General features: G+C 65.9%; 11 protein-coding genes. 3 read left to right on the top strand and 8 right to left on the bottom strand.

Annotated features, from left to right (window positions below; all coding sequences use genetic code 11):
- The 8 genes from trbL to E5675_RS16455 all read right to left on the bottom strand — a co-directional run bounded on the left by trbL (position 1) and on the right by E5675_RS16455 (position 8,771).
- Entirely contained in the window at positions 1–1,308 is a 1,308-nt protein-coding gene (gene trbL, locus E5675_RS16420; RefSeq protein WP_017499931.1) for a P-type conjugative transfer protein TrbL, read from the bottom strand.
- Positions 1,309–1,444: 136 nt separating this feature from the next.
- Positions 1,445–2,197 carry a P-type conjugative transfer protein TrbJ gene (gene trbJ / locus E5675_RS16425; protein WP_017499932.1) on the bottom strand — a complete coding sequence of 251 codons (753 nt, stop codon included), beginning with the start codon at positions 2,195–2,197 and terminating at the stop codon, positions 1,445–1,447.
- Between the two features lie 6 nt (positions 2,198–2,203).
- On the bottom strand, positions 2,204–4,672 hold the full coding sequence (gene trbE / locus E5675_RS16430; protein ID WP_017499933.1) for a conjugal transfer protein TrbE: 2,469 nt from the start codon (positions 4,670–4,672) through the stop codon (positions 2,204–2,206).
- Entirely contained in the window at positions 4,666–4,896 is a 231-nt protein-coding gene (locus E5675_RS16435) for a VirB3 family type IV secretion system protein (protein ID WP_051035683.1), read from the bottom strand. The genes trbE and E5675_RS16435 overlap by 7 nt, the downstream gene beginning before the upstream one ends.
- A gap of 50 nt (positions 4,897–4,946) precedes the next feature.
- Positions 4,947–5,300: a TrbC/VirB2 family protein gene (locus E5675_RS16440; protein ID WP_017499935.1), complete on the bottom strand. Its 354-nt coding sequence runs from the start codon at positions 5,298–5,300 to the stop codon at positions 4,947–4,949.
- A complete protein-coding gene (gene trbB / locus E5675_RS16445; protein ID WP_017499936.1) occupies positions 5,297–6,319 on the bottom strand; it encodes a P-type conjugative transfer ATPase TrbB in 1,023 nt (340 codons plus the stop codon). The genes E5675_RS16440 and trbB overlap by 4 nt, the downstream gene beginning before the upstream one ends.
- On the bottom strand, positions 6,316–6,741 hold the full coding sequence (locus E5675_RS16450; RefSeq protein ID WP_017499937.1) for a hypothetical protein: 426 nt from the start codon (positions 6,739–6,741) through the stop codon (positions 6,316–6,318). Before E5675_RS16450 ends, trbB begins: the two co-directional genes overlap by 4 nt.
- 2 nt (positions 6,742–6,743) lie before the next feature.
- The gene (locus E5675_RS16455; protein WP_038292469.1) at positions 6,744–8,771 is read right to left on the bottom strand and encodes a conjugal transfer protein TraG; all 2,028 of its coding nucleotides are present in this window, start codon (positions 8,769–8,771) and stop codon (positions 6,744–6,746) included.
- Between the two features lie 342 nt (positions 8,772–9,113).
- On the opposite strand from E5675_RS16455, the gene E5675_RS16460 reads away from it, so the two are divergent.
- Genes E5675_RS16460 through E5675_RS16470 form a run of 3 tightly spaced genes read left to right on the top strand, consistent with a single transcriptional unit; the run spans position 9,114 to position 10,837 of the window.
- The gene (locus tag E5675_RS16460; RefSeq protein ID WP_017499939.1) at positions 9,114–9,452 is read left to right on the top strand and encodes a hypothetical protein; all 339 of its coding nucleotides are present in this window, start codon (positions 9,114–9,116) and stop codon (positions 9,450–9,452) included.
- Entirely contained in the window at positions 9,449–9,823 is a 375-nt protein-coding gene (locus E5675_RS16465) for a helix-turn-helix transcriptional regulator (protein ID WP_017499940.1), read from the top strand. Before E5675_RS16460 ends, E5675_RS16465 begins: the two co-directional genes overlap by 4 nt.
- Before the next feature lie 3 nt (positions 9,824–9,826).
- Positions 9,827–10,837 (top strand): ImmA/IrrE family metallo-endopeptidase, encoded by a 1,011-nt coding sequence (locus E5675_RS16470; RefSeq protein WP_017499941.1) that lies wholly within the window; start codon positions 9,827–9,829, stop codon positions 10,835–10,837.
- Positions 10,838–10,839: the final 2 nt, after the last annotated feature.

The following is a 10,839-nucleotide window of genomic DNA, read 5'->3' on the forward strand; positions in this document are numbered from 1 at the left end:
TCAGTCCCTTTCCTTGATGTCTGGAGTGGCGCCAGCGCCGCCGCGGTCGCCGCCCTGGATTGCGTGGATCGCCATCTGGCGGCGGTGGCGAGCATTCTGGCTGGCATGAAGCTTCTGCGCCCAGGCGGGTGTTCCTTCAGCTGCGCCTATCGGCGCGGCTGCGGGGGCGGCGCCGCCGGCACGGGTGCTTCCTGCTTCCCATGCGGCGCGCTGCCCACGATCGGCGGCAGCGCTAACGCCGAGACCGCCGCTCATCCGGTTGGCAGCCGCGCCGCGCATGGCGGTCGCAACGCCGCCGAGGCCCGCGCCGACGCTGGTCGAGCCCGAGGTTTCCTGCCCGAGCTTGTAGGCAGTGGATGCGGCAGACCCCATCGATGTACCGGCGCGGATCGCGCCGAGACCGGCCCCCGCGAGACCGCGTGCCGCGCCGACGGCGCCAGCGCCTGCCATCGCAAGACCTCCGCCGGCAAGCACGGTAGTGGCGATCACCGATCCGGCGCCGAGCTGCGGCGCGCCGGCGACGAGGCCGGATGCGATTCCCGGGCCGAAGATGGAGAGGCCAAAGATCGCGAGGCTCGCGAGCATCAGCGACACGGCCTGTTCGATCGACACCTCGTCGCCGGTGATCGCACTGGTGAAGTCGGCGAAATAGTTAGAGCCGATGCCGACGATGACCGCGAGCACCATGACCTTGATGCCCGAACTGACGACGTTCCCGAGCACCCGTTCGGCGAGGAACGACGTGCGGTTCCACAGCGCAAAGGGCACGAGCACGAAGCCGGCGAGCGAAGTAAGCTTGAATTCGAGGATTGTGATGAAAAGCTGGATCGCGAGGATGAAAAAGGCGGCGATGACGACGACCCAGGCGATCACCAGCACGGCGATCTCGATGAAATTGTCGAAGAAGGCGATCGGGCCAACCAACTCCTTCGCCTGCTCGAGGAGCGGCCATGCTGCCTCGAAGCCGGTCCCGGCCAGCTTGCCGGGTCGCAATAAATCGTCAGCCGTAATCGCGCTGCCCCCTGCGGTGAGGCCGAGGCCGGCGAAGCTGCGAAAGATGATATCGGACAGTGTCGAGAAGCTGTTGAGGATCAGGGCGAAGACGCCGACATAGAGGATCTTTTTGAGGAACTTGGCGATGACGTCGTCTTCGCCGCCGAGCGCCCAGAACAGCCCGGCGAGCGTGATGTCGATGCCGATCAGGATCGTGGTCAGGAAACCGACGTCACCGCCCAACAGGCCGAACCCGCTGTCGATGTAGGAGGCGAAGGCCTCCATGAACTGATCGATGACATTCAGGTCATCCATATGGGCGGGTTCCTGCTTGAAGTTGAAAGGTGTCGCGGGGACCGGCGGCCATGAGAGGGGCAAGCCCTACGGCCCCCGCGACGAGACAGGTTCGGACCCGGGGGGAGCTGGGGGCGCGGTCCTCGCCTGCCTCAGCTCATTGGCGTGGCGTGTAAGCCTTGCCGTCGCCGAGGAAGCGGCGCGTCGACTCGCGTGCCTCGCGCGCGATCTGGCCCCGCTGCGCCTGCTCGACCGATTCCGCCCGGAACTGCGCCGCCATCATTTGCTGAAGCTGGAGCTGCTGCTTGGCGGTGAGCGCGAGAAGCTGGTTCGTGGCCTGCTGCGCCTGAAGCGAGCCTTCCGCGCCCTGGCTGCGCGCGACGATGTCGGCGAGCGCCTGCGTGTCGCTCCGTACGTTGTCGACGATGCGGTTCTGGACCCCCATCGTCTGGCGAAACGCGGACATCGCGGTATCGAGTTGATCGCGTGCGCGAGCCACACGCTGATCGCGGCGGAACACCTGATCGAACTCCTGCGGGTAGAGCTGGCGGAAGCGCTCGTCGAGCTGATCGATGCGGAAGTCGACGCCCTGCGCCTGGCCCATGAGCTGGTCGATCTGCTGGAGGCGCTGGCGAAGCTCCTGAAGTTGCGGGAAATCGATCCGGGACAGGTTCTTGCCCTGGTTGATCAGCATCTGCGCTTCGTTCTGGAGACTCTGGATCTGGTTGTTGATCTGGGCAAGCGTGCGCGCGGCGGTGAGCAGGTTTTGCGAATAGTTCGATGGATCGAACACACTGAGCTGGGCCGCGACGGGCGTCGAGGTCAACGCGATGCCGATACCGAGCGAGCCGACGGCGCCGAGCGCGAGAGCGGAGAGGCACGCATATTTGCGGATAGGGATACGGGGCACGGGAAATTACTCCTTGTCTTCTGGGGGGCGGGCGGCAGGGTGACGCCCAAGCAGGTCGGCCGCCCAATCGAGGCCGGCTTGGGAGAGAAAGGTCGCGGCGAAGTCGGCCTGGCCCTTTTCGGCCAGCACCGCGTCTATGCGCTTCTGGCTGTCGGGATCGGACGCGCCGCACAACGCCAGCGCGATCGGGCCTAGCCCAAGCTCGAACAGCCGGTTGCCGCGCGCTGATTGCAGATAATATTGCCGCTTGGGCGTCGCGCGGCTGACCAGTTCGATCTGGCGCGCGTTGAGACCGAAGCGGACGTAGACCGTCTGGCCCTGCGGCTCGATCGCCCGATCATTGGGCAGCAAGATGCGCTGCGGACAGCTTTCGATGATGGCCGGCGCGATCGTGCTGTCGGCGATATCGGCTAGGCTCTGTGTCGCGAACACGACGCTGACGTTCTTCTTGCGCAGCACCTTCAGCCACTCACGGATGCGCGCGGCGAACAGCGGGTGGTCGAGGAACACCCAGGCTTCATCCAGTACGAGAAGCGTCGGCCGCCCGGTGAAGCGCTCCTCGAGACGATGGAACAGGTAGGTCAGCACGGGCGCAACGACGCCCGCCTGCCCCATCAGCGCTTCAGTCTCGAAGCACTGCACGTCGGCGATCGCTAGATCGTCTTCGGCGGCGTCGAGCAGGCGGCCGAACGATCCTTCGAGCGTATAGGGCGCGAGCGCCGATCGCAGCGGTGCCGATTGCAGCAGCAGCGACAGGCCGGTGAGCGTGCGTTCCTCGATCGGGGCGGTCGCGAGATTGGTGAGCGCCGACCAGACGGCCTCCTTGATCTCGGGTGTGACCAGTACTTTCTCATGGGCGAGCAGCGCGCCGATCCATTCGGTCGCCCAGGCGCGTGCGTTGGAGCGATCGATGTGGCGCAGCGGCTGGAAGGCGATCGTTCGCCCGCCCACGTCATCGGCATGACCGCTCTCACCGCCAAGCCCGAGCGCGTGATGCGCGCCGCCCATCGCCAGCACGGCCGCGCGCGCCGAAAATCCCTTGTCGAAGACATAGACCTGGGAGTCTGGATATCGCCGGAACTGAAGCGCGAGCATTGCGAGCAGCACCGACTTTCCGGCCCCGGTGGGTCCGACGATCAGCATATGACCGACGTCGCCGACATGCGTGCTGAGACGGAACGGCGTCGAGCCGCTGGTTTCCGCATAAAGCAGCGGCGGACCGTCGAGGTGCGGATTACGCGCCGGTCCTGCCCATACCGAGGACAGCGGCATGAGATGCGCGAGATTCAGGGTGTGGACGATCGGTTGCCGGACGTTCGCATAGACATGGCCCGGCAGGCTCGACAGCCACGCCTCGACCACATTCATGCCCTCGCGGATGCAGGTGAAGCCGAGCCCGTTGACGATGCGCTCGACCGCGCGGACCTTTTCCTCGACGCGGGCGCGGTCGATATCGGCAACGGTGATCGTCGTCGTCAGATAGCCGAACGCGACATGATCGCCGCCGAGCGCCTGCAAGGCGAGGTCGGCATCGACCACCTTGTTGTCGGCATCGCTGTCGAGAAGCTGGACCGGCTGGTTGTAGATGACTTCGCGCAGCAGCGCGGTGATCGACTTGCGCTTGTTGAACCACTGCCGCCGCAGGCGAGTGAGCGCTTTGGTTGCGTCGGTCTTGTCGAGCGCAATGAAGCGCGTCACCCAGCGATAGCCAAAATCCTCATGGTTGAGTCCGTCGAGGATGCCGGGACGGCTCGCGTTCGGAAATCCGAGGATGGTGAGCGTCCGCAGATGCTCGTCGCCGAGCATCGGTTCGAGCCCGCCGGTCAGCGGCGTGTCGGCGAGCAGCCCGTCCAGATAGATGGGCGTTTCGGGCACGGCGACGACATGGCGGCGCGCGGAGATCGCACCGTGGAGAAAGGTCAGCATTTCGCTGTCGCCGAGCGCGCGCACCTCGGGCATGAAGCCTCTGAACAGGTCAAGCGCACGATCCGTCTCGGCGATGAAGCCGGCAAGCGCTTGTCGCCAGTCGCGGCCCTTCGCGTCGTCGCTGCGCTCGATCAGCGCTCGGCCCGCCGTGTCCGCCTGATCGGGCGGAGGCAGGAGGGTGAGCGTCAGATAATAGCGGCTCTCGAAATGCGCGCCCGCGCTTTCGAACGCCGCGCGCCGTTCCTCATCGACCAGCCACGACGCCGCATCGGGAAAGCTGCTGTCGGGATAACCCAGCGCTTCGCGCCGCTCGGCCTCGAAATGGAGTGCCCAGCCCGAGCCGAAGCGCTTCAGGACATTGTTCGCCCGCGCGCAGGCGGCGACAAGCTCGGCTTCGGTGGCGGATTCTAGATCGGGGCCGCGGAACCTGAGGACGCGCAAAAAGCTGCCGTCCTTGTTGAGCACCACGCCGGGCGCGACAAGCGCCGCCCATGGAAGATGATCGGCGAGCCGGTCGGCCTTCTGACGGTATTCGCGCAGATTCAGCATGACAGATGCCCCTTCTGGCGAAGGTGGCGGACAAGGACCGGGGCGAAGTCGGGATCGCGCTTGGCGGCGAACACCGCGAGAGTGTGCCCGAACGCCCACATGGCCAGCCCGGCGATCCACTGCTGGAGACCGAGTCCGAGCGCGGCCGCGATCGTACCATTGACGATCGCGATCGCTCGCGGCGCCCCGCCAAGCAGGATCGGCTCGGCAAGCGCGCGGTGCATCGGCGCCTCGAACCCCTCGATATGGCTGGCGCCATAGGAATTTGGCGCGTTCACGAGATGAGCGCCCCGCCGCCGAAGCTGAAGAAGCTGAGGAAGAAGCTCGACGCCGCAAACGCGATCGACAGGCCGAAGATGATCTGGATGAGGCGCCGGAACCCGCCTGCCGTCTCGCCGAACGCGAGCGTCAAACCGGTGACGATGATGATGATCACCGCGACGATCTTGGCGACAGGACCCTGGACCGATTCGAGGACCTGCTGAAGCGGTTCCTCCCACGGCATGCCCGAGCCGGCGGCCTGCGCGGTGGCGGCGAGCGCAAGCCCGAGGCCGATGGCGGCGCCGGTGAGGAAGATGCTCCGACGATCGGGAATACGGGCAGGAATACGGGACAAGCGCATGGTCATTCTCCTTGGGGTTCGAGGGCGTGGTCGGGAGTAAGGTCGAGGACGGCGTAGCCGCCGTCGGGATCGAGGCCGGCGACGCGCGCGATCGTGTCGACGCGGCGCGCGAGGCCGCGCCCGGCGATGAACACGATCATGTCGATGGCGTCGGCGATCAGCCGGCGCGGAACGGTGACGACGCTTTCCTGCACGAGCTGCTCGAGCCGGTAGAGCGCCGACACTGCCGAATTGGCGTGGACGGTTGCGATGCCGCCCGGATGCCCGGTGTTCCAGGCTTTGAGCATGTCGAGCGCTTCGCGCCCGCGCACCTCGCCAACGACGATGCGATCGGGGCGGAGCCGCAATGTCGAGCGGACAAGATCAGCCATCGTGACGCCGCCGGCTCCGGCAGTGCCAATCGTACGCGTGCGCAGCCCCACCACGTCGGGCGCGGCGCATTGCAACTCACGCGTGTCTTCAATGATGATGACGCGTTCGTCGAGGTGCGCCATCTCGGCGAGCAGCGCGTTGGCAAGCGTCGTCTTGCCCGAACTGGTGCCACCCGCGACCAGGATGTTCTTGCGCTCGACCACGGCCATCGACAGCAGTCGCGCCGTGTCGGCGGGCATGATGCCGTCCCGCACATAGTCGAGCAAAGTGTAGATGCGCGCCGCGGGCTTGCGGATCGAGAAGCACGGCGCGAGGCTGACCGGCGGCAGGATACCCTCGAACCGCTCGCCCGCGCCTTCGCCGTGCGGTGGCAGCTCGGCTGACACGATCGGCGCATTGCCATGAACCTCTGTCCGTGCGTGGCTGGCAACCAGGCGGATGATCCGCTCGACCTGCGCGGGCTCATATTTGGTGCCGGTATCGATCCGGCCTTCGCCGAGTCGATCAAGGCGCAACACGCCGTCCGGGTTCACCATGATCTCGATGACCACCGGATCGGCCAGCGCTGCGGCGATGGTCGGCCCCATCGCGGTGCGCAGCATCGCGCGCCGACGCCCTGCGGAATTATCGGAGCCGAAAAGCGTGTCGCTCATCGCCCACCTCCATTGTCTTTCGCGGAGGCAGCAAGCGTGCGCTGGCCGCTGGCGAGCGCTTCGCCGACGCGGGCAATGAACGCCTCGAAGCGGTCTCGGCCGATCGCACGCGCCGCTTCGTCGGCTTCGGCCAAAGGGGCCTGCACCATCAGTTCATAGCGGATGAACAGCGCCAGGCTCTCGAGCAGCACATGCCCGTCACGCTCGACACGCCCCAGCGCGAGCGACATGCGATCGAGCCGCTGGCTGAACTTGTTCTCCAGCTCGCTCGCCGCCTGCCGGTTGAGCCAGGCGGTGAGCGCGTCGGTGAGGATCGCCGATTTGGACGCGCCGGGCTGGCTCGCCAGCGCCTCGAAGCGGTGGCTCAGATCTTCGGGCAGGAAGAGCTGGTAGCGGACGCGGTTGGGTTTGATCGCGGCCATTGTCAGAAGTCCGGCAGCATGTCGGCGCTGCGACCCTGATTGATCGCGTGAGCGCGGATCAGCGTGCCGGTGGCGCCGGCGCGGTCCATCGCGTGCTTGTCGGCGATCGTGTCGGTGTCGTCGCTGTCCAGGCCGAGCAGGTCGAGCTGCTTTGGCGGCTCGGGTTTTTTGGCGGGTTCTTCGCCGAGGCCGGGGTGGCGCTGCTGTTGCAAGCCGCCGTCCTCATCCGCCTTCGCATCGTCATCGGGCTTGCCGAGCCGGGTATCGGGCGCGCGGACCAGTCCGCTCCAGTCGTTGGGGCGTGCCTGCGGCCGGTCGGGATAGTCTCCGGGCGCGGGCTGCGGCGGCGGTGCGATCCGCTCGCGGAAATTGCGGTCCTCGTAATAGCGCAGCTTCCTCGCGCGGATCGGGGCCATGCCGGAGACAAGGACAAGCTCATCCTTGGGCGGGAGCTGCATCACCTCGCCGGTGGTCAGGAGTGGCCGGGCGGTCTCCTGCCGGCTGACCATGACGTGCGCCAGCCAGGGCGCGAGCCGGTGGCCGGCATAGTTGCGCATCGCGCGCTGTTCGGTGGCGATGCCGAGCGCGTCCGAAATCCGCCGCGCCGTGCGCTCGTCGTTGGTCGCAAACGCGACGCGGACATGGCAGTTGTCGAGGATCGAGTTGTGCTCGCCATAAGCCTTCTCGATCTGGTTCAAGGACTGCGCGATCAGGAAGGCGCGCACTCCATAGCCCGCGAGAAAGGCAAGACTGGTCTCGAAGAAGTCGAGCCGCCCCAATGCCGGGAACTCGTCGAGCATCATCAGGAGCTTGTGCTTGCCCGCCCTGGCGGGATCGGCATCGAGCTTTTCGGTGAGGCGGCGGCCGATCTGGTTGAGCACCAACCGCACCAGCGGCTTGGTGCGGCTGATGTCCGATGGCGGGATGACAAGGTAGAGCGAGACCGGATGGCCGGCCTCGACGAGATCGGCGATCCGCCAGTCGCAGCGCGATGTCACCGCGGCGACGGTCGGGTCGCGATAGAGCCCGAGAAACGACATTGCGGTGGAGAGGACGCCGCTGCGCTCGTTCTCGCTCTTGTTGAGCACCTCGCGCGCCGCCGAGGCGACGACGGGATGGATCTGCGGCGCATCCTTCGTGCCGAGGTGATTGGTGGTCATCATCCGCCGGAGCGTGGCGGTGAACGGCCGCTGCGGGTCCGACAGGAATGTGGCTACCCGTGCGAGCGTCTTTTCTTCCTCCGCATAAAGGACGTGGAGGATCGCGCCGACCAGGAGCGAATGGGAGGTTTTCTCCCAGTGGTTGCGCCGTTCGAGCGCGCCTTCGGGATCGACCAGGATGTCGGCGATGTTCTGGACGTCGCGGACCTCATGCTCGCCGCGCCGGACCTCCAGCAGCGGGTTGTATTTGGCGGAAGCGGGATCGGTCGGATTGAACAGCAGGACGTGGGAGAAGCGCGCGCGCCAGCCGGCGGTGAGCTGCCAGTTCTCGCCCTTGATGTCGTGAACCACGGCGCTGCCGGTCCAGCCAAGCAGTGTCGGTATGACCAGCCCGACGCCCTTGCCCGAACGGGTTGGCGCGAACGCCATGATATGTTCGGGGCCGTCATGCCGGAGATAGCGGCCGCGCGAGCGGCCCAGGAATACGCCGGCATCACCGTAAAGGCCGGCCCGCTCGATCTCGTTCGGCCTGGCCCAGCGCGCCGAACCATAGGTGGTGACGTGACGCGACTGCCGCGCGCGCCAGAGCGAGCCTGCGATCGCCGCGCCGCAGCCGATGAAACCGCTCGCGCCGGCGAGCGCGCCGGCCTTGTCGAAAACATGCGGCGCATAGGCATCGTAGTGATACCACCAGGGGAAGAGCGCCCAGGGACGATAGACCGGCGTGCTTCCAGCCATGAACCAGGCCGGACCAAGTTCGGGCTGGTAGGCGAGCATCGCCGCCGCCCATTGGGTCGCCGCCCAGAGGCCCGCGATCACGATTGCGAACACGACAAGGATCTGGCCGATGAGCAATTTGGTCGGGGTCACGTTGAAGCTCCCGCCCATACCGCCGGATGCGGTCGGGGCGCGGCTTCAAGACTCGGCTATGGGCCGCCCGAAATGAACGGAGCCGCTGGGGGCTGGTGGGTGACCGAAGGAGATCACTCGTCGGCGACTGACTCAATATTCCAGCTCTGTTCTTTTGATCGAGCTATGACCCGAGTTGATGATTCTGCCCTGTCGTTGTCCCTCGAGGTGGCACTGACCACCACACCGCACCGCCGATGACCCGCTACACCCTGCAAAAATCCGAGCTGCAAATTCGGGCTTGCGTGTCGGATTATCAGACATTATATCGCATTTAATGTAGTGAAATCGTGCGAGGCATGCATGGCGACAATCGCTCCTCCGCAGCCCGCGGCAACCGCGTTTCCCAAAGCCGACGCCATTAGGGCGTTGGTCGACGAACTGCTGCAAGTGGCCAGGGCTGAGGCACAGGTGCGCGGAATTGCCCTGCCTCCGGAAAACCCGAAGATCATCCAGGCGCCCGTGCCACTCGACTCCTTGTCCGTGGTCGACACGCTTTGCGCGGTGGAGCAGGTCCTCGACATCGAGCTTCGCGACAGCATCGTCCGCACCGGCGGCTACAATTCGATCGAGAAGGCGATTGACGACCTCCTCCCTAAGATCGAACGCGTCTGGGTTAAGAAGAAAGGGTCGAAGCCATGACCAATCTCGCACTCCGCCAGGAAGGCGACGAGCAGGAGCGGCGGCGCTTGGGCGACCGTCTGCGCGAAGCACGGAAATATCTCGGCCTCAAGCAGGAAGAAGTTGCTGCCTATCTCAAGATTCCCCGGACCGCGCTTACCGATATCGAGAATGGCCAGCGCCGCGTTGAAGCGATCGAACTGACGCGGCTTGCCCGTCTTTACCGCCAGTCGGTGGCCTATTTTACCGGCGAAGACGAGGCCTCCGCGAGCCTTCCCGCCGATGTCGCCCATCTGGCGCGACGCGTTGCGGCCTTGTCGACTGAGGACCGGGCCGAGCTGAGCCGGTTTGCCGAATATCTCCGCTCGCGGTCTGGCGGCGAACGGAGCTGATCGATGGCGTCGGATTATGCGAGCGCGGTTCGCGCTGGTACGATGGCAGCGGGCCGCCTGCATCGCGAACTCGATACGCGCGCACTGATCGAGACCCAAGGCGGCAGCGTCGATGTCTTCGGCGCGATCCATGCCGTGGGTCTACCCTTGCTGCTTCGTCCTCTGAAAGGCCTGCTCGGCGCCTATCTCAGCGCACCTGCTCCTGGCGTTCTCGTCACGACGGAACGACCGATGAGCATCCAGCGCTTCACGGCCGCGCACGAACTCGGGCATTTTTCGATGCGACACGAGCCGAGCCTCGACGATGAGAGCATCCTGCGCCGGATGCCGATGTCGCCCGAACCGGGAAACAACTTCGAGGAAACCGAAGCCGACGCCTTTGCGATCGCCTTCATGATGCCGAAATGGCTGGTGCTCGCGCACAGCGCGCGACAAGGATGGCAGATCGATCATTTCCGGCGCCCCAATGTCGTCTATCAGCTCTCGCTGCGGATCGGCGCCAGCTATGAGGCGACGTGCCGCACCCTGGTTCGCTACAATCTGATTTCGCCATCGGTGATGACCGACCTGCTCCGGACGCAGCCGCGCAGCCTGAAGGTCGATCTCCTCAAGGACTATCGGCCCGACAACTATCGCGGCGACGTCTGGCTGCTGACCGAGCGCGATGCCGGCTCGCGGATCGATGGCAGTCGCAATGATCTTTTCGTGCTGCAGCTCGAAGAACATAGCGGCGGTGGGTATCTCTGGGATCTCGACCAACTGATCGCCAGCGGCTTCGCCGTCGTTCGAGACGAGCGTGAGGCAATCGACGGCGATGGCATCGGTGGTCCCGTTGTCCGCCGTGTCACCGCGGCGCCCGATGCGCCGCGGCGCGGCCGCATGTCGCTCGACGAGCGGCGGCCGTGGCAGCCTGCGCCGGCCCTCACCAGCCTGACGCTCGATTTCGACCTCACCGGCCCGGAACAGACGGGCCTGTCGCGCGCCGAACGGCGGCACCTGCTCGAGGCCGCCTGACG

This window comes from Sphingopyxis sp. PAMC25046 (assembly GCF_004795895.1).
In the GTDB taxonomy this organism is placed as follows: Bacteria; Pseudomonadota; Alphaproteobacteria; order Sphingomonadales; family Sphingomonadaceae; genus Sphingopyxis.

Bases quoted from the DNA above. Each gene is read 5' to 3' on its own strand.
- E5675_RS16435 (WP_051035683.1), bottom strand. From the start codon at position 4,896: ATGCACCGCGCGCTTGCCGAGCCGATCCTGCTTGGCGGGGCGCCGCGA.
- trbE (WP_017499933.1), bottom strand. From the start codon at position 4,672: ATGCTGAATCTGCGCGAATACCGTCAGAAGGCCGACCGGCTCGCCGAT.
- E5675_RS16440 (WP_017499935.1), bottom strand. From the start codon at position 5,300: ATGACCATGCGCTTGTCCCGTATTCCTGCCCGTATTCCCGATCGTCGG.
- trbB (WP_017499936.1), bottom strand. From the start codon at position 6,319: ATGAGCGACACGCTTTTCGGCTCCGATAATTCCGCAGGGCGTCGGCGC.
- E5675_RS16450 (WP_017499937.1), bottom strand. From the start codon at position 6,741: ATGGCCGCGATCAAACCCAACCGCGTCCGCTACCAGCTCTTCCTGCCC.
- E5675_RS16460 (WP_017499939.1), top strand. From the start codon at position 9,114: ATGGCGACAATCGCTCCTCCGCAGCCCGCGGCAACCGCGTTTCCCAAA.
- E5675_RS16470 (WP_017499941.1), top strand. From the start codon at position 9,827: ATGGCGTCGGATTATGCGAGCGCGGTTCGCGCTGGTACGATGGCAGCG.
- E5675_RS16465 (WP_017499940.1), top strand. From the start codon at position 9,449: ATGACCAATCTCGCACTCCGCCAGGAAGGCGACGAGCAGGAGCGGCGG.
- trbL (WP_017499931.1), bottom strand. From the start codon at position 1,308: ATGGATGACCTGAATGTCATCGATCAGTTCATGGAGGCCTTCGCCTCC.